Origin of the sequence: Leptotrichia wadei, from assembly GCF_007990445.1 — a bacterium.
In the GTDB taxonomy this organism is placed as follows: Bacteria; Fusobacteriota; Fusobacteriia; order Fusobacteriales; family Leptotrichiaceae; genus Leptotrichia; species Leptotrichia wadei_A.
Genome location: NZ_AP019841.1, coordinates 1,580,354 through 1,598,371 on the forward strand (window position 1 = coordinate 1,580,354; position 18,018 = coordinate 1,598,371).

Genomic DNA, 18,018 nt, shown 5'->3' on the forward strand with positions numbered 1-18,018 from the left:
AGAAGGGAATGAGCAATGAAAAAAATATTAGTAATGTTAATGTTAGTTATTGGGGTTGTTTCGTTTTCAGCTTTGGCACAAAATGGTAAAAAATCTAAAATTAATAATTTTTCAAATAAAAAAGTGTCTTTTAGTACAATTACAATAAAATTAAAGGGTACCAAACTGTTGGACACTGACAAAGATAAAATAGAATTGGAATATGAAAATTTTAAGGCAATTGGAAAAAATAAAAAAGTGTATACGGAAAAAAACTTTCAGATAAATGGTAAAAATCCTAAAATTATTACAAATAAAGTAATTTCAAAAAAAATGATAGAAAATTTTATTGAAAGTGACGATGAAATAGTCATAACAAGATTTTATGAAAATAATGAAGGAATGGAGTATAAACCGTTTGATTTTAGTTTTAGCATAAAGAAAGATGAAGTGAAAAAGATTTATTTTAAGGATGGAGCAATTTATATTTGGGATAATTAGTTAGGAAGTTTTGTGAAAAGTGATTTATGCAGAAAAAGACAAGTATGAATAAAGTTATAATTATATTATTTTTGGTTTTAGAAATATTATCATATTCTTTTGAAGTTAAAATAATGGACTTGTTGTGAAAATTGTTATTCTTAAAATCTAAAAATAAAAATTATGATTGAAAAAAATTAGGGACTGAATTTAATTGGGATTTAGGTTCAGAGTATAAATTTATAAAAAATAATAATTAGGAGGAATTAGAAATGGCAGATATGAGCATATATTCAAATCCGTTGGCGGAGAGATATTCGAGTAAGGAAATGTTGCATATTTTTTCACCAGAGTTTAAATTTAGAACTTGGAGAAAATTGTGGATAAATTTGGCAGAGGCTGAAAAAGAGCTTGGGCTTGATTTTATTACTGATGAGCAAATTGAGGAACTAAAAAAATATAAAGATGATGTGGATTTTGAAGTTGCGGCTGAATTCGAGAAAAAATTGAGACATGATGTTATGGCTCATGTGCATACTTATGGGGAACAAGCTAAAAATGCAAGAAAAATTATTCATTTAGGAGCGACAAGTGCGTATGTTGGAGATAATACTGATTTGATTCAAATTAAGGAAGGGCTTTTAGTTATTAGAAAAAGACTGCTTGTCTTAATTGAAAAAATGAGAGATTTTGCGTTGCAATACAAAGATTTGCCAACTTTAGGATTTACTCATTTCCAAGCGGCACAACTTACTACTGTTGGAAAAAGAGCGACTTTATGGCTTCATTCGTTGCTTCTTGATTTTGAAGAATTGGAATTTAGATTAGAAAACTTGAGATTTAGAGGAGTTAAAGGGACTACTGGGACTCAGGCTAGTTTTAAAGAATTGTTTGAAGGAGATTTTGAAAAAGTAAAACAGTTGGATGAATTGGTTACTGAAAAAGCTGGATTTGGTAAAAAACAAGGTGTTTCAGGGCAAACTTACGATAGAAAAGTGGACGCACAAATCTTGAATTTATTGTCAAATATTGCTCAATCTTCTCACAAATTTACAAACGATTTTAGATTGCTGCAACATTTGAAAGAATTGGAAGAACCATTTGAAAAAAATCAAATTGGGTCAAGTGCGATGGCATACAAGAGAAATCCAATGAGAAGTGAAAGAATTTCATCACTTGCAAAATATGTAATTTCAAGCTCACAAACAGGTGCATTAGTTTTTGCAACACAATGGTTTGAAAGAACATTGGACGATTCTGCAAGCAAGAGATTGTCTATTCCACAAGCATTCTTGGCAGTTGATGCAATCTTAATTATTTGGCTTAACATTATGGATGGAGTTGTTGTTTATCCAAAAGTAATTGAAGCTAATATTCAAAAGGAATTACCATTTATGGCGACTGAAAATATCATTATGGAATCAGTTAAAAAAGGAATGGACAGACAAGAAGTTCACGAAATTATTAGAGAACTTTCGATGGAAGAAACAAAGGAAATTAAATTGAATGGAAATCCTAACAGATTAATTGATAGAATTATAAAAGACGGTAGATTGGGACTTAAAGCAGAAGATATGGAAGGAATCTTGGTTTCTGCTAATTATACTGGATTTGCTGGACAACAAACTGAAGATTTCGTTAAGAATGAGATTGATCCGATTTTGGATAAGTATAAGGATGAGATTGTTGAGGATAGGGAAGAATTGAGAGTTTAATTTGAAAAATGAAAAAAGCAAAAAAAATTTCCCTCACAAGAAGCCAGAACATGGCAAGAATAAAATCCAAAAATACAAAACCTGAAATCTATATCCGTAAATTACTTTATAAAATGGGATATAGGTACAGAGTGAACTATTCACAGCTTCCAGGAACACCTGATATTTTTATTCTGAAATATAATACAGCAATATTTGTAAATGGGTGTTTCTGGCATAGGCATAAAAATTGTAAAATTGCAACTTTTCCTAAGACAAACACGGAGTATTGGGAAAAGAAGTTCAAAAGAAATGTGGAGAGGGATATTGAGGTTTATGAGAAACTTTTTGAGATGGATATTAGTGTGATTACGATTTGGGAATGTGAAATTAATAAAATGCAACGAAATGAAGAATATAAGGAAAAATATTTGAAAATTTTGAAGGATAGAATCGAAAGAGTCTTTAATTATGAAGAAAAAGACATTTCAGTTCAGATGGAAGTTGCAGAGAAAAATAAGAAATATCCAAAAATTTAAGGAGCGAAGTAATGAAAAGTAAAATATTATTAATTTTTTCAATTTTTATACTTTCTTTTAATGTTTTTTCAAATTCAAATCCAAATTCTAATGAGAAATTTAAATTGGCAAAATCATATTTGGAACAGAAAGAATATGTCAAAGCTGAAAAGATATATTTGGAATTGGCTAAAAAGAAAGATGTTCATGCGATATATAATTTAGGTTATCTTTATATGGAGCAAGGAAAAATAATAGAAGGCGAAAAGTATTATAAAATAGCTGCTGATATGGGATATGATGATGCGATGTTTAATTTGGCAATGTTTTATGATAGACAAAAGAATTATGATAAAGAAAAATTTTATTTAGAAAAATTGGCTGCAAAAAATCAAAATGATGCAATATTTCAATTGGCAATTATTTACAGGCAAGAAGGAAATTATCAGAAGGCTGATGAACTTTATAATCGATTATTGAAAGAAAAATATCAAGAAAGCGAAGTTTTCTATAATTTAGGAATTTCTTGCTACTATCAAAAAAAATACGATGAAGCAGAAAAGTATTTTTTGAAGGCAATAGAACTTGGAAATAACGATGATCCTGAATATAATTTAGGAATTTTATATAAAGTTCAAGAGAAATTTGCACAAGCTAAAAAATATTTGATACCGCTTGCTCAAAAAGGTAAAGTAGATGCGATGATAAATGTAGGAGCAATTTATCGAGATGAAAAAGATTATAGCAATGCTAAAAAGTATTATAAAATGGCAATGGATAGAGGTTCACGAGAAGCGGAAGTAGAATATAATACTATATTGATATTAGAAGAACATGGTCTATAAAATATGTGTTTGATAAACTAAGTTTTTTATCTATAAAAGAGAGTGTACATAATTTTGGGTAAACTAATAGATGAATTCAGTAAATTCAATACTTTGCCGTTCTATTTACACAAAAATTTTTACACACCCTTTACACTCCAGACTCCTTGCTTCAGGATGTTTATTTTAATAAATTCTGAGTTTGTGTAGTTATCAAATAAATCTATAATATTAATTTAATTCTCATTTTCATAACAAGGGGATTTTTGCCCCTTGTTAAATAAGATAAATTTACTAATCAAAAAAAATTTAAACTAGCTATTTTTTACAAACTTTCTTCCGCTTCTTCAATTGTTTTATATCCTTTCTCTAACACAATATTTTCCAAATTATTTTCTGCTAAATTTATATTATTTGAAACGCAGTTTTGGATATATTCGTAATATAATTTTAAAGTTTTTATTGAATATGAAGACAATTCTCCCTTTAAATAAGTTTCAATTGAAGTGTAGTTTGGAGTATCGTATTTTGAGTTTAAAGGACGACCTTTTGAAGTAAGTTTTGGATATTTTTCTATTATTTCCTCTTCCCAATGTAAATAAATTTTTACTATTTTTTTGATTAATTCTTTTTTTTCTTGGGGAATTTCAGGTAAATAGTTTTTGATTACTTCATATTCTTTTGGTGCACTATATTTCATCATTCTGGCATATTTATCCTGAACGATGTTTTCGCCACGGTGTTTTGCTAAAATCAAGTCTTCCAGATAACTTTCCAAGATTTCATCAGGCAATGTTTCCCATTGGCTTCTTCTCATAATTTCAAATTCCTGCGGGTTATCTTGACATTCTGCCCTTCCTTCCGTATGATGCACATTTTGAAAAAATTCCCATTCTCTTTTTAAAATTTGTCTAATAAAACTTTCTTTTTTACTAACTTCTATTTTCATTTTTGATTCTCCTATTTTTAAATCCATAATTATTTTATAAAATATAATAGATATATGTTCGATAAACTAAGTTTTTTTGTCTTTACAAGGGGTCAAGACCCCTTGCTTCAGGATATTTTATTTATTAAATCCTAAATTTGTATAGTTATTGAATAGATCTAATATTTTTTACATTAATCCATTGCAGGATTCCAGTTTCTTAACTTTTCATCTTCTATTTTATTTTGCACAAAAGGCCCGTAATCTTGTAAAAAATCACTTGTTAATTGTCGTGGAACAATATTTTGATATTTCAATTCTAAAATTACATTAGCACTTATTTCTTCAATAATTTGAAATTTCCGATTTACTGCGCCAACTGGCAATTTTACCAATTCCTCAATTAGAAAATACGTTTTTTCTCCTAAAATTTTCAAATTTTTCAATGCTTTTGGCATCCATTTATAGAACAGCTTATACTTTTTATTTAATAAAAAAATTATATGAATTGCCTCGTTTATAAACTCAGTTTCTGCTAGTCTTGCCGCCACAATCTCATTTCTTCTCATACACCGCAAATAGTTATACTGCCCAGATTGTGCCATTTTCATACATCTTGTGGCTATTTTATTAAGCCGTATATCTTCTGGAAAATATTTTTCCAAATCACTTCTAATTTTTGTAAATTTCCCCAAATTATCCATAAAAATTTCTCCATTAACTGCCGTTGCAAGCAATTCTTCTGGAATTAATCTCCAATCATACAAATTTTCGGGTACCTTCACATCCCCCAAAAACTTAAAAAACCAGTCATCCATATTCAGGACTCCACGTCGTCCATCTCCAAATTCACTAACATTTAATGCTCTAAATCCTAAAAATTCCTTTGGCAATTCATTAAGTCTTTTTTGCAAATTCAGCCCATATTTCCCATAATCCTCCGAAGTTAGCCAAATACAGCAAGACGGTCCAAAATCATGATCCTGCGAAATCTCATCATCAAATCCAAAACATTCTGACCCTTCTCCCGCAAGTCCAGCCGCCATTTTTTCAAAAACTTCTGGAAACTCACTTTTTATAACTGGAAGATAAATTTCTTCAAAATATTTCCTTGAAAGTTCCAGTCCTTTTATTTTATTTGAATCCATTTTTTCTCCTTCTAAAAAAATCTAAACCATTTTTTCTTTTACAATTTGAATATTTTCCAAAATATTTTTATAATTATTACTTTCCTTTCCAAATGTTTTTTCACAGATTTCTGCACTTTCCTCGAATAATTTCAATGCCTTTTCGTATTCATTCTCTTCAAAATAAAAAGTTGCCATATTATTCAAAACTGCCGCATATAAATTGTGAGATTTCCCAACTTCCTTTTCAATTAATTTTAATGATTTTTGTAAATATTCTTCAGCTTTTTCGATATTTTTTACTTTTAAATAAGGCTGTACTAGATTACTTAGCGTAATTGCATACTGAATGGGATTTTCTCCAACTTTTTCCAGTACTTTCAGACTTTTTTCCTGCAGCTCAATCGCTTCTTCAAATCGCCCAAGTTCTTGATAAAATAAAGCCAAATTGTTACATACACTTGCATAAACATAATCATTTTGAAGATTATTAGCTTCATAAATTTTCATCGTATTAAGATAAATATCTTCTGTTTTATCATATTTTTTCATAAATCTGTAAACTTCCGCCAAGTTTAGGCTGCAAGTCGCATATGGAATACTGTCTTTCCCATACTTTTTCTCAATAAATCCTCGTGCTTTCAGCAAAGCATCTTTCGCTGTGTCAAACTCCCCGACATACTTAAGTGTTCCCCCAACTTCATTCAAAATTTTAATATTATCGTCACTTTCTTCCCCAAAAACATCTTCCGTAAGTTCTGCTAATTCCTTTAAAACTTTAACTTCCTCCACAACATTTCCCTGCTGCATAAGTTCTTTTCTCAAATTTGTCAATTCATTTATTCTAATTTTCTTTTCAAATTCGTTTAACATTTTAGATTTCTTCCTTTCATTAATTCTTTTTTATTTGAATATATTTCATTTTTAAATTTATTATTTAATAAAATTTTACCATACAAAATTATATTCTGCAACAATATAAAAAATAATTTTTTGAATCTATTGTATAAAAATTAAATATGTGCTATTATATTAAGTGTGAATAAAATTAAATAATAAAACTAGTTACAAGGGAGTCAACAAATTGACTGAGAAAAGGATGTGAGCCTTGACCTTTTGACCTGATTTGGATAATGCCAACGTAGGAAGTAAGAAAGTTTATTTTAGATTACAAAGTATGTACAAATTAGGTATATACTTTTTTTATTTGGAGGAAAATATGAAAAATGTATTGTCAATAGCAGGTTCAGATTGCAGTGCAGGTGCAGGAATACAAGCTGACTTGAAAACTTTTGCCGCAAATGAAGTTTATGGAATGACGGTTATTACAAGTTTAACTGCACAGAACCCGCAGAAAGTAAAGATGATAGAAAATGTCTCAATAGAGATGTTAAAAAATCAGATAGAAGCAATATTAGATACTATAAAAGTTTCTGCCATAAAAATTGGAATGATAAATACTAAAGAAAACGGGGAAATAATATATGAATCTTTATTGAAATATAAAGCAGAAAATATAGTTCTTGATCCTGTGATGATTGCGACAAGCGGAAATTCTTTAATAAAAGATGAAACAAAAGACTTTTTAGTAAATAAATTATTTAAACTGGCGGATATAATTACACCTAATTTAGATGAAACAAAAGAAATAGTAAAAATAATTTTAAAAAATGAAAATATTGAGGACATAAATAGCATAGAAAAAATGAAAACTTATGGAAAGATAATTGCAGATTTTACTAAAAAATGGATTCTTGTTAAAGGGGGACATCTTTCAAATAGTGCAGTGGATATTCTTATAAATAAAGAAAAAGTATATGTTTTAAAAGGAGAAAAAATTTCTAGCAACAATACTCATGGGACTGGTTGCAGTTTATCTTCAGCTATTGCTTCTAATTTAGCCAAGGGCTATTCTATGCTGGACTCAGTTAAGAAAGCTAAGAATTTTGTCTTATGTTCAATAAGAAATTCAGTAGATTTTGGAGAAATAGGTGGGACGGTAAATCAAATGGGAGAAATATACAAAAATATTGATATAGAAAAACTTTATTAATTATTAAGGGGAATATATGGATTTAAAAGACTGTAAAATTTATTTAGTTACTGATGAAAAAGCTTGTAATGGAAAAGATTTTTATAAATGTATAGAAGAAAGTATTAAAGGTGGAATAAAAATAGTTCAGTTAAGAGAAAAAAACAGTTCTACAAAAGACTTTTATGAAAAGGCATTAAAAGTAAAAGAAATCTGCAAAAATTATGGAGCATTATTCATTATAAATGACAGATTGGACATAGCACAGGCTGTTGAGGCAGATGGAGTTCATTTAGGACAAGCTGATATTCCAATAGAAAAGGCAAGAAAGATTTTAAAAAATAAATTTTTAATTGGAGCAACAGCAAGAAATGCAAAAGAAGCTAAAAAAGCAGAACTGTTAGGAGCAGATTATATAGGAAGTGGAGCTATTTTTGGAACAAATACAAAAGACAATGCAAAAAAATTAGAAATGGAAGATTTAAAAAAGATAGTAAATAGTGTAAAAATTCCAGTTTTTGCAATAGGAGGAATAAATATTAGTAATGTATGTATGTTAAAAAATATTGGACTGCAGGGAATATGTGCAGTTTCAGGGATATTATCAGAAAAAGATTGTAAAAAAACAGTAAATATTATGCTAAAAAATTTTATTTAATACAAGGAGATGATATTATTATGTATAAAACACAGATGGAAGCTGCTAAAAAAGGTATTTTAACAAAGGAGATGAAAAGTATTGCAGAAAGTGAATCTATGGATGAAAAAATTTTAATGGAAAGAGTAGCAAAAGGTGAAATTGCTATTCCTGCAAATAAAAATCATAGCTCTCTTTTAGCAAAAGGAGTTGGGACAGGTTTATCTACAAAAATAAATGTAAATTTAGGAATATCAAAGGATTGTCCCAACATAAATAGAGAATTGGAAAAAGCAAAAGTTGCCATAGATATGAAAGCAGATGCAATAATGGATTTAAGTTCATTTGGTAAGACAGAAAAATTTAGAAAAAAATTAATCGCTATGTCTACTGCAATGATTGGAACAGTTCCTGTTTACGATGCAATTGGCTTTTATGATAAGGAATTAAAGGATATAAAGGCAGAAGAATTTTTAGATGTGGTAAGAAAACATGCAGAAGATGGAGTCGACTTTGTTACTATTCATGCAGGGTTAAATAGAGAAGCAGTAGAACTTTTCAAAAGGAATGAAAGAATAACTAATATCGTTTCAAGAGGAGGTTCGCTTATGTATGCCTGGATGGAACTTCACAATGCTGAAAATCCTTTTTATGAAAACTTTGATAAACTTTTAGATATTTGTGAAGAATATGATATGACAATAAGTTTAGGAGATGCACTAAGATCAGGCTGCTTAAATGATGCAACAGATGCCTGTCAGATAAAAGAACTAATAACATTGGGAGAATTGGCAAAAAGAGCTTGGAAAAGAAATGTTCAAATAATAATCGAAGGACCAGGACATATGGCAATAGATGAAATAGAAGCAAATGTGAAGTTAGAAAAGAAGCTTTGCCACAATGCACCTTTTTATGTACTAGGACCATTAGTAACAGATATTGCACCAGGCTATGACCATATCACTTCAGCAATTGGTGGGGCAATAGCAGCTGCAGCTGGAGTTGATTTTCTATGTTATGTAACACCAGCAGAGCATTTAAGATTGCCAAACTTAGATGATATGAAAGAAGGAATAATAGCATCTCGTATTGCAGCTCATGCTGCCGATATTAGTAAAAAAGTTCCAAAGGCTATTGACTGGGATAATAGAATGGCAAAATATAGAGCAGATATAGATTGGGAAGGAATGTTTGCAGAAGCAATAGATGAAGAAAAAGCCAGAAGATATAGAAAAGAGTCTACTCCTGAAAATGAAGATACTTGTACTATGTGCGGAAAAATGTGTTCTATGAGAACTATGAAAAAAATAATGTCAGGTGAAGATGTAAATATTTTAAAATAGGAGTGTAAAATGGCAAAAATTAACGGAAAATATGAAGAAATTAACAATATTAACTTGCTAGATTATTTAACAAAAAATAAATATAGAACAGATAGAATTGTTGTTGATTTCAACGGAAATATAATAAAAAAGGAAGATTTTGAAAAAATTAATATAAAAAATACAGATAAGATAGAAATCGTATGTTTTGTTGGTGGAGGTTAATATATGGATTTAAAAGAAGAAGATTTGCTTAAAAGAAATGTGAAAGGTACATTTGAAAAATTAAAAAAGACAAAAATCTGTATTTTAGGCTTGGGAGGATTGGGTTCAAATGTGGCGATTTTACTTGCAAAAGCAGGGATAGGATATTTAAAATTAGTAGATTTTGATATTGTCGAAGCAAGTAATTTGAATAGACAGCAATATAGAATATCTCATATAGGAATGAAAAAAACTAAAGCTATAAAAAATATTATAAAGGAAATAAATCCTTTTGTAAAAGTTGATATTCTGGATACAAAAGTGGATAAAGAAAATATATCTTCTATAGTTAAAGATATAAAAATTATTGTAGAAGCCTTTGATAGAGCTGAAACAAAAGCTATGGCAATAGAAAAATTACTGACAAATAAAAATAAAATAGTTATATCCGCATCTGGAATGGCTGGTTTAGGCTCATCAAATGAAATTATTACAAGAAGAGTTAGAGATAATTTTTATTTGACTGGGGATAATTATTCGGATTATGAAGAATATTCGGGCATTATGTCAACTAGAGTTATGATCTGTGCCGCACACCAAGCCAATATGGTTTTAAGATTAATACTAGGAGAAGAAAAATGAAAGATAGTTTTAAACTTGGAAATAAAGAATTTAATTCAAGATTTATTCTTGGTTCAGGAAAATATTCAAATGAATTAATAAATAGTGCCATTAATTATGCACAAGCAGAAATGGTAACTGTTGCGATGAGAAGAGCTGTTAGTGGAGTTTGGGAAAATATCTTAGATTATATCCCTAAAAACATAACCTTGCTTCCTAATACTTCTGGTGCAAGAAATGCAAAAGAAGCAGTAAAAATAGCAAGACTTGCAAGAGAATACACTCAAGGAGATTTTATTAAAATTGAAGTTATAAAAGATAGCAAATATCTTTTGCCAGATAACTATGAAACTATAAAGGCAACTGAAATATTGGCAAAAGAAGGCTTTATTGTAATGCCATATATGTACCCTGATTTGAATGTGGCAAGAGATTTAAGAGATGCAGGAGCAAGCTGTATAATGCCTCTTGCAGCACCAATAGGCTCTAATAGAGGACTGATAACAAAGGAATTTATACAAATTTTAATAGATGAGATAGATTTACCAATAATAGTTGATGCAGGGATAGGGAAACCTTCTCAAGCTTGTGAAGCAATGGAAATGGGAGTAACCGCAATTATGGCAAATACTGCAATAGCAACTGCAAATGATATTCCAAGAATGGCAAAATCCTTTAAGTATGCAATACAAGCTGGAAGAGATGCTTATCTTGCAAAAGTAGGAAGAGTTTTGGAAAATGGAGGCTGTGCCTCTTCACCGCTTACAGGATTTTTAAATGAGGTGGACTAATGAAACTAAAAAACATTAACTCAGATATTTTGAATGAAGTAATAAATAAAATAAATGATTATGACTACAATTCCTTTTCAGATGAAGATATAAAAAAAGCCTTAAATAAAGATTATTTATCCACAAGAGATTTTCAAGCACTGCTATCTCCAAAAGCTATAAATTATCTTGAAGAAATGGCACAAAAAGCAAAAGAATGCAGAAAAAGATATTTTGGAAATTCTGTCTATATGTTTACACCTCTATATATCTCAAACTATTGCGATAATTATTGTATTTACTGTGGTTTTAACTCGCATAATAAGATAAAAAGGGCTAGATTAAATTTTGAACAGATAGAAGTTGAATTAAAGGAAATAGCAAAAACAGGTTTGGAAGAAATACTTATACTTACAGGAGAAAGTGAAAAATATTCCAATATTGAATATATTGGAAAGGCTTGTAAATTAGCAAGAAAATATTTTAATAATGTAGGAATCGAAATATATCCTGTAAATGTGGAAGACTATAAGTACCTAAATTCTTGTGGAGCGGACTATGTAACAATCTTTCAAGAAACATACAACGAAGAAAAATACCAAAAATTACATTTAGAAGGTCATAAAAAAGTTTTTTCATATAGATTTAATTCACAGGAAAGGGCTTTAATGGGGGGGATGAGAGGTGTTGCTTTTGGAGCATTGCTAGGACTAGATGATTTTAGAAAAGATGCTTTTTCAACAGGTTATCATGCTTATCTCTTGCAAAAAAAATATCCTCATGCAGAAATCTCTATTTCCTGTCCAAGATTAAGACCTATTATCAATAATCTAAAAATAGAACAAAAATTTATCAGTGAAAAAGACCTGTTTCAAATTGTATGTGCATATAGACTATTTTTACCTTTTGCAAATATAACAATATCTACAAGGGAAAAGCCTAATTTTAGGGATAATATAATAAAAATAGCCGCAACAAAAATTTCGGCAGGAGTGGATACAGGAATAGGTGCTCATAGTGGTTGTTCAAATAAAAAAGGTGACGAGCAGTTTGAAATAGCAGATAGAAGAACAGTAGCTCAAATATTTGAAAAGATAAAAAGTGAAAATTTACAACCTGTGATGAACGACTATATTTATTTAGAGGATAATTGATTATTATGGATAAAATAAAATTAAATATTATTAGTAACAGAAAATTATGTGCTAACAGTAATCTTAAAAAGCAAGTTGAAAAAATTTTTTCTGGTTATGAGAAAAAAATAATTCTAAAAAATTTTGAGATTACTGCACTTACTTTAAGAGAAAAAGATTTAGATAAAAGTAAATATCTAAACTTAGTGAAAAAAATTTATCCTATTTGCCAAAAATATAAGATAAATTTAATTTTACATCAAAATTATGATTTAAACTTGGATGAAAAATATAATATTGAAGGTATTCATTTAAGTTATAATGTTTTTAAGTCTTTAGAAGAAAATATTAAAACAGGACTTATAAAAAAATATAAAAAAATAGGAGTATCTATACATAGTCTTGAGGAAGCTAAAGAAGTAGAAATTTTGGGAGCAAACTATGTAGTTGCAGGACATATATTTAAAACAGATTGTAAAAAAGGCTTAGAACCAAGGGGACTAAAATTTGTTGAAAATCTATCATCTGTATTAAACATTCCTGTATTTGCAATAGGCGGAATAAATGAAAGAAATTCCCAGTCTGTTATTAATAGTGGAGCTTTTGGACTATGTATGATGTCAAGTCTAATGAAATATTAAACTATCTATTATGTTTTATATTAGAATAAGACAATCCTATTTTTCACAGCTTTTAATAAATTTGTCAAAAATCTTTTGCATTTTTTGGTTCCCACGGACTGCCATCATTTCAGGATGCCATTGAACGGCATAAAAGAATTTGTGATTTTTATTTTGGAAAGCCTCTATTATTCCATCATTTGCCTTCGCAATTGAAGTTAATCCATTTCCTAAATCTTTTATCATTTGATGATGATAGGAATTTACCCTTGCTTTTTCTCCAAAAATTTCAAATAAAATATTGTTCTTTTCAATGTTTATATCGTGTGTTGGCAAATCTGGAAGCCATTTTTGCATATGGTTAATTGTTGTTCCTGTATATTTTACATCTTGATACAGACTTCCACCAAAATAAACATTTGCAATTTGAAGTCCACGGCAAATTCCAAAAACAGGTTTTCCGGTTTTCATAAATTCATCTAAAATTACAAGTTCAAATTCATCACGCTGCGGTGTAATGCTTCCAACCTCCTGCAGACAGTCTTCTCCATATAAAACTGGATCAGGATCTCCCCCGCCCGAAAGTAAAAGTCCATCTAAAACTTGTATCTGTTCCTTTATAACTTCAAGATTTTCAGTTATTGGCAAAATAAACGGAATTCCTCCAGCATTTATGACGGCTTTGCTATAATCTACTGAAACTATTGTTTTGTGGTCATTTAATCTGTTTGGATTTAATTCCAGCGAAGTAGTGATTCCTATTAATGGTTTTCTTTTGTTATTCATTTCCGCAATTCCCTTCTTTACTTTTTCTTATTTAAAATTTCTCACTCTTCCAAAAAAGTCAATAAAATTCTTATAAGTTACCATCTCAATTTCATTTTGAGAATACCCTCTCTTTTTCAAGGCTTTTTCCACATTTCCCAGTTCTGTAACATCGTGCAATCCTGAAAGTCCAGAAACTTCTTCCCCTTCTGGCGTATAATATTCTGCAAAATCAAGCCCAAATCCAACTTTATCCAGCCCAATTTTTTCAGCCACATATTCCAGATGATTTAAAAGCATTTCCAAATTTTTATCACTTTCATTTTGACTGACAAAATTATGATAACTATTCATTCCAACTATTCCACCACGTTCACCAATACACAAAATCTGATCATCATTCAAGTTTCTCATTGATGGACAAAGACTTCTCGCATTTGAATGGGAAGCAAAAAATGGTTTTTTAGAATGTTTTGCAATATCCCAGAAAGTCTTATCATTTGCATGTGAAACATCAAGCAGGATTCCAAGTTCATTAATTATTTTCACAGCATCAATTCCAAGTGGTGTAAGTCCTCTGTTTTTATCCCCGCTTTGCCCTGTCGCAAAAGCATTTGTTTCATTCCAAGTCATTCCGATATGTCGCACACCAAGCTGATACAGCAAATAAATATAGTCAAGCTTATCCCCGATTCCAGGAAGCCCTTCAATTCCAAGCACAACTCCAAATTTTTTATCCTTTTCATTCAAACTTTTTTCCATCATTTTAAAATCAGATGGCTCTTTTATTATTTTTATCAAATCCCTTGCATAATGCAGTTCTTCAGTCATTGCCCTTAAATCTGAAAAAAAATATTCCTCAGCATTTTCTACTTTATTTACATTCAAATAAATTACAAAAATTCCTCCAGAAAGTCCTCCCTTCAAGAATTTATCCTTATATTTATTTCTTATAACATCTTTATTTCCCTTTTTGTATTCCCAAAAATTATCTGTCCACACATCTGCGTGCATATCGAAAAACATTAATTTTTCCTTCTTTCTTTATTTTTTATTTTAATTATTCCCCTTAAAATAATCAAGCACTTCAACCAGACTATTAAACTTCTTATAAACTAATTTTTCAATTTCTTCTGTCGGTTTCAATTTATCTGGCACCATGATTGGAAATGTTCCCGCTGCATGTGCCGCTCTTATTCCATTAAAGGAATCTTCAAATACTGCAGTTTTCTCTGGAGATACTCCCGCCTTTTTTGCTCCTATCAAAAATACTTCAGGATCGGGCTTACCATGAACTACATCTTCTGCCGTTACAAAATGAGAAAAATATTTTTTTAGATCTTTTCCATTAATTAAAGCTTCTGCCATAAACAAATCCGAAGAAGTCGCCAGAATCATTTCTTTATTATTTTCCCTCAAAAATTCTAAAAGTTCCAACGCACCTGATTTTAAAGGCACTTCACTTTTTTTAGCTAATTCTAATATATGATCCTTTACTGTCCCCATCATTTCATCATAAGGAAAGTCCTGCCCCAATGACTCTTTAAATAATATTCTCGCCTTATCATCTGTAACACCTGTTGTCTTTTCCACAATATCCTTTGTTATTGTATATCCCATTTTTTTAGCCACTTCACGCCCATATCCAACATAAATGGTTTCCGTGTCAAATAGCAATCCATCCATATCAAACAAAAATAATTCAATTTCTTCAAAAAATTTCTTTCCCATTACAAGTTTCTCCTTATTTTTTTTAAAATTATTTTTCACTGTCAAGTATCGAAACCGAACGATGGGCAACAGAAGTTATCACTTCATTAAACTGCAATATTCCAACACTTAAAAATATTGCCACAGCCAGATGTTCCCCATCTCTTGCCAGCCCAATTTTACCACCAACACTAAGTCCATTTATAATTGCCTCAATTTGACTCATTGCTTCCCGCATCGCACCAATTACTGCACCATCGTGAGCATGCACATCTTGAATAAGATTATTTCTTTTTGCCGCCATTAATGCGCTTTCTATAAACTTAAAACGTGATTGAGGCATTGCTCCACCAACATTTACTGCCGCTGTCCTTATTCCTTTTTCCTTATATTCCTTCATTAGCTTTCGTTCTTCATCTCGTGAAGAAATCGACATTTTTAATGCTATTCTGCATATTTCCACACTTTTATTATTTTCTTCCATTTTAAAATCCTCATTTTTCGTCTTTTTAACAATTTTCTCCCCTTAAAAGAAGTTTAATTGCTTCCACATATCCATCTTTGCCTTTTCCATAAATTTGAGCAATACAGGCTGCAGCTGTAACTGAAGTTTTTCTAAATTCTTCCCTTTCGTGAATATTGCTCAAATGAACTTCCACTGTTGGTATAGATATTGATTTTATCGCATCTAAAATTGCATAGCTGTAATGAGTGTAGGCTCCTGGATTTATTACAATTCCATCAAAATTTCTAAAATATGCCGACTGCAGGAAATCTATAATTTTTCCTTCAGAATTTGACTGCAGAATATCTATTCTGACTTTTTTATCTGAAAATTTTCCTTTTATGTAACTGCAAATACTTTCATAGTCATCATTTCCATAGATACTCTTTTCCCTAATTCCTAAGAAATTTAGATTAGGTCCATTTATAATCATTATTTTCTTCATTTTTACACATCCTTGTTTTTCAATCTAAAGTTTTCCCTTTAAAGCTGTAATTATTCTCTCAGTAACCACATCCATGTCATCATCATTTTTTATTATAATATCAGCATATTTTCTATATAAATTTATTCTTTCATCATATAATTTCCAAAGATTTTCAATATTTTGCAAAAGAGGTCTGTTTTCATGGTTTTCTCTTGAAATATCCTCAATCGTTCTGTCAAGAAATATAACAATTCCATTTTTCTTCAAAATATCAATATTTTCCTTTCTCTTAACAGCTCCTCCGCCAGTTGAAATAATAATTCCCTGTCTTTCAGACAATTCTTTTAAATATTTCGTTTCCAAATCTCTAAAATACTCTTCCCCTTCGTTTGCAAAAATATCTGAAATAATTCTATTTTCCTTTTCTTCCAAATATTTATCAGCATCAAAAAAGAGATAACTAGTTTTTTGTGACAGCCAATATCCAATCGTGCTTTTCCCGCAAGCGGGCATTCCAATTAATACTATATTTTTCATAAATCATCTACTTTCCTAATAAAATAAAGTTTTTTGTTTCCCTTACCCTGCTCAAATTTTATAATTTATACTGAATTTTATTTATCTATTTAGATAATACTTACAAAATAGTAAACTATAATTTCTTAAACTGATTTTCACTTTCTGAATATTTATATCCAGCTTCTGAAAACCTATTTAATAAACTATCCTTATCAACACCATAATAATTTACCAAATCATCCAAATCTGAAAATTCATCACGTAATTTCATATTTACAAGACTATAAAGCAGCATTATATCTTTAGTTTCAAAATTTATCATTTCATCTCCTTCTCTATTTTTATAAAATTATTTTTACTTTTGATTCATCATTTTCATCAATATTTTCAATTACAACATTTTTACTTAAATCATCAAATAAAGTGTAATATTCATTTCCACGTTTTTCTAGAAAATCTCCAACTCTAACATTTTCAGTTCCAAGATCACCTGTAACTTCATAAATTTCATTATAAATAGTTTCCAAAAATCCAATATCAAAAACAGTAAACAGTTCAGGCTCATTATCAATTCTAAAAAAAGTCTTTTCTGGAACAACAAAATACAAAGTTGATTCATATCCCATATTTATTCCAAAAATAGAATATCTACGATGTTCCAGTTCATAATTTACAATCGAATATAGGATATCCACAAGAGATTCATCATATTCCAGCTCCTTCAGTCGTATGCTTTCCCAGTCAACATTTAAACTGTCAGGATTTATCCCCTTTTTCCCAAGCAGTTCCCTAAATCCATCTGTATAGCCTTTTGCCATAAATTTATAAAGATAGCTATCAGAATATTTTACCAAATATTGATAATAAAAATCCGAAAATGTACTGATTTTGTTTTCTCCATCATTTAAGAACTCTTCTCCAAAATATTTTTTTACAGCTTCTTCCGCTTCAAACAAATATTCCCTTCTAGCCTCCACATATTTCAAAAAATTATCAGTATCCAGCACTTCCGCAGCAAAATCATCAAGTTCATTATAAATTGACAGGTCAATATGATTTAACATGTCATTTTTGCTGACTTTTTTTCTAGTTTTTAAATTTTTATCTTCATTAATTTCAGTTTCACTAATTTTTTCATCTTTTATTTCTTCTTGTTTTTTTTCATCTAATTTTTCACTATTACTCATTTTGACTCCCACATAG

The 18,018-nt window shown here is 29.7% G+C and carries 23 protein-coding genes and 1 riboswitch; of the genes, 12 read left to right on the plus strand and 11 right to left on the minus strand.

Annotated elements, in window-relative coordinates:
• The first annotated feature begins 15 nt into the window (after window positions 1–15).
• From FVE74_RS07545 to FVE74_RS07560, 4 genes are all read left to right on the plus strand, one after another.
• Window positions 16–480 (plus strand): hypothetical protein, encoded by a 465-nt coding sequence (locus FVE74_RS07545; protein WP_147003983.1) that lies wholly within the window; start codon window positions 16–18, stop codon window positions 478–480.
• Window positions 481–731: 251 nt separating this feature from the next.
• A complete protein-coding gene (purB, locus tag FVE74_RS07550; protein ID WP_147003984.1) occupies window positions 732–2,174 on the plus strand; it encodes an adenylosuccinate lyase in 1,443 nt (480 codons plus the stop codon).
• An 8-nt stretch (window positions 2,175–2,182) separates the two neighbouring features.
• The gene (locus FVE74_RS07555; protein ID WP_147003985.1) at window positions 2,183–2,692 is read left to right on the plus strand and encodes a very short patch repair endonuclease; all 510 of its coding nucleotides are present in this window, start codon (window positions 2,183–2,185) and stop codon (window positions 2,690–2,692) included.
• A gap of 11 nt (window positions 2,693–2,703) precedes the next feature.
• Window positions 2,704–3,516 (plus strand): tetratricopeptide repeat protein, encoded by an 813-nt coding sequence (locus FVE74_RS07560; RefSeq protein ID WP_147003986.1) that lies wholly within the window; start codon window positions 2,704–2,706, stop codon window positions 3,514–3,516.
• Window positions 3,517–3,820: 304 nt separating this feature from the next.
• On the opposite strand, the gene FVE74_RS07565 is transcribed toward FVE74_RS07560, so the two are convergent.
• From FVE74_RS07565 to FVE74_RS07575, 3 genes are all read right to left on the minus strand, one after another.
• Complete coding sequence (locus tag FVE74_RS07565; protein WP_147003987.1) at window positions 3,821–4,444, minus strand: DUF4125 family protein; 624 nt, start codon at window positions 4,442–4,444, stop codon at window positions 3,821–3,823.
• Between the two features lie 173 nt (window positions 4,445–4,617).
• Window positions 4,618–5,571 carry a DUF4037 domain-containing protein gene (locus tag FVE74_RS07570; RefSeq protein WP_147003988.1) on the minus strand — a complete coding sequence of 318 codons (954 nt, stop codon included), beginning with the start codon at window positions 5,569–5,571 and terminating at the stop codon, window positions 4,618–4,620.
• Between the two features lie 21 nt (window positions 5,572–5,592).
• A complete protein-coding gene (locus FVE74_RS07575; protein ID WP_147003989.1) occupies window positions 5,593–6,423 on the minus strand; it encodes a tetratricopeptide repeat protein in 831 nt (276 codons plus the stop codon).
• A 186-nt stretch (window positions 6,424–6,609) separates the two neighbouring features.
• A riboswitch (TPP riboswitch) is annotated at window positions 6,610–6,715 on the plus strand.
• Between the two features lie 54 nt (window positions 6,716–6,769).
• Here FVE74_RS07575 and thiD point away from each other — a divergent pair.
• From thiD to FVE74_RS07615, 8 genes are read left to right on the plus strand one after another with little or no spacing between them, the layout of a single operon-like run.
• The gene (gene thiD / locus FVE74_RS07580; protein WP_172617463.1) at window positions 6,770–7,603 is read left to right on the plus strand and encodes a bifunctional hydroxymethylpyrimidine kinase/phosphomethylpyrimidine kinase; all 834 of its coding nucleotides are present in this window, start codon (window positions 6,770–6,772) and stop codon (window positions 7,601–7,603) included.
• A gap of 16 nt (window positions 7,604–7,619) precedes the next feature.
• Window positions 7,620–8,240, plus strand: coding sequence for a thiamine phosphate synthase (thiE, locus tag FVE74_RS07585; RefSeq protein WP_147003990.1), 621 nt, complete (start codon window positions 7,620–7,622; stop codon window positions 8,238–8,240).
• Window positions 8,241–8,260: 20 nt separating this feature from the next.
• Window positions 8,261–9,562: a phosphomethylpyrimidine synthase ThiC gene (gene thiC, locus FVE74_RS07590; protein WP_018499108.1), complete on the plus strand. Its 1,302-nt coding sequence runs from the start codon at window positions 8,261–8,263 to the stop codon at window positions 9,560–9,562.
• 9 nt (window positions 9,563–9,571) lie between these two features.
• Complete coding sequence (gene thiS, locus FVE74_RS07595) at window positions 9,572–9,766, plus strand: sulfur carrier protein ThiS (protein WP_018499107.1); 195 nt, start codon at window positions 9,572–9,574, stop codon at window positions 9,764–9,766.
• A gap of 3 nt (window positions 9,767–9,769) precedes the next feature.
• Window positions 9,770–10,387 carry a sulfur carrier protein ThiS adenylyltransferase ThiF gene (gene thiF / locus FVE74_RS07600; RefSeq protein ID WP_147003991.1) on the plus strand — a complete coding sequence of 206 codons (618 nt, stop codon included), beginning with the start codon at window positions 9,770–9,772 and terminating at the stop codon, window positions 10,385–10,387.
• On the plus strand, window positions 10,384–11,157 hold the full coding sequence (locus FVE74_RS07605; RefSeq protein ID WP_147003992.1) for a thiazole synthase: 774 nt from the start codon (window positions 10,384–10,386) through the stop codon (window positions 11,155–11,157). The genes thiF and FVE74_RS07605 overlap by 4 nt, the downstream gene beginning before the upstream one ends.
• The gene (gene thiH, locus FVE74_RS07610) at window positions 11,157–12,290 is read left to right on the plus strand and encodes a 2-iminoacetate synthase ThiH (RefSeq protein ID WP_147003993.1); all 1,134 of its coding nucleotides are present in this window, start codon (window positions 11,157–11,159) and stop codon (window positions 12,288–12,290) included. The genes FVE74_RS07605 and thiH overlap by 1 nt, the downstream gene beginning before the upstream one ends.
• Window positions 12,290–12,910 carry a thiamine phosphate synthase gene (locus FVE74_RS07615; protein WP_147004586.1) on the plus strand — a complete coding sequence of 207 codons (621 nt, stop codon included), beginning with the start codon at window positions 12,290–12,292 and terminating at the stop codon, window positions 12,908–12,910. The genes thiH and FVE74_RS07615 overlap by 1 nt, the downstream gene beginning before the upstream one ends.
• A gap of 36 nt (window positions 12,911–12,946) precedes the next feature.
• Here the strand turns inward: FVE74_RS07615 and FVE74_RS07620 are convergent, their stop codons facing one another.
• The 8 genes from FVE74_RS07620 to FVE74_RS07655 form a co-directional block, all read right to left on the minus strand.
• Window positions 12,947–13,675, minus strand: coding sequence for a gamma-glutamyl-gamma-aminobutyrate hydrolase family protein (locus tag FVE74_RS07620; RefSeq protein ID WP_147003994.1), 729 nt, complete (start codon window positions 13,673–13,675; stop codon window positions 12,947–12,949).
• A 27-nt stretch (window positions 13,676–13,702) separates the two neighbouring features.
• Window positions 13,703–14,680, minus strand: coding sequence for a dipeptidase (locus tag FVE74_RS07625; RefSeq protein ID WP_147003995.1), 978 nt, complete (start codon window positions 14,678–14,680; stop codon window positions 13,703–13,705).
• Window positions 14,681–14,710: 30 nt separating this feature from the next.
• A complete protein-coding gene (locus FVE74_RS07630) occupies window positions 14,711–15,385 on the minus strand; it encodes an HAD family hydrolase (protein ID WP_147003996.1) in 675 nt (224 codons plus the stop codon).
• Window positions 15,386–15,413: 28 nt separating this feature from the next.
• Window positions 15,414–15,848: a HutP family protein gene (locus FVE74_RS07635; protein WP_147003997.1), complete on the minus strand. Its 435-nt coding sequence runs from the start codon at window positions 15,846–15,848 to the stop codon at window positions 15,414–15,416.
• A gap of 25 nt (window positions 15,849–15,873) precedes the next feature.
• Window positions 15,874–16,314 carry a type II 3-dehydroquinate dehydratase gene (gene aroQ / locus FVE74_RS07640; protein ID WP_147003998.1) on the minus strand — a complete coding sequence of 147 codons (441 nt, stop codon included), beginning with the start codon at window positions 16,312–16,314 and terminating at the stop codon, window positions 15,874–15,876.
• A gap of 24 nt (window positions 16,315–16,338) precedes the next feature.
• On the minus strand, window positions 16,339–16,833 hold the full coding sequence (locus FVE74_RS07645) for a shikimate kinase (protein ID WP_147003999.1): 495 nt from the start codon (window positions 16,831–16,833) through the stop codon (window positions 16,339–16,341).
• A gap of 115 nt (window positions 16,834–16,948) precedes the next feature.
• Window positions 16,949–17,137, minus strand: a complete 189-nt coding sequence (locus FVE74_RS07650; RefSeq protein WP_147004000.1) for a DUF4250 domain-containing protein — start codon at window positions 17,135–17,137, stop codon at window positions 16,949–16,951.
• 19 nt (window positions 17,138–17,156) lie between these two features.
• Window positions 17,157–18,002 (minus strand): hypothetical protein, encoded by an 846-nt coding sequence (locus FVE74_RS07655; protein ID WP_147004001.1) that lies wholly within the window; start codon window positions 18,000–18,002, stop codon window positions 17,157–17,159.
• Between the last annotated feature and the right edge of the window lie 16 nt (window positions 18,003–18,018).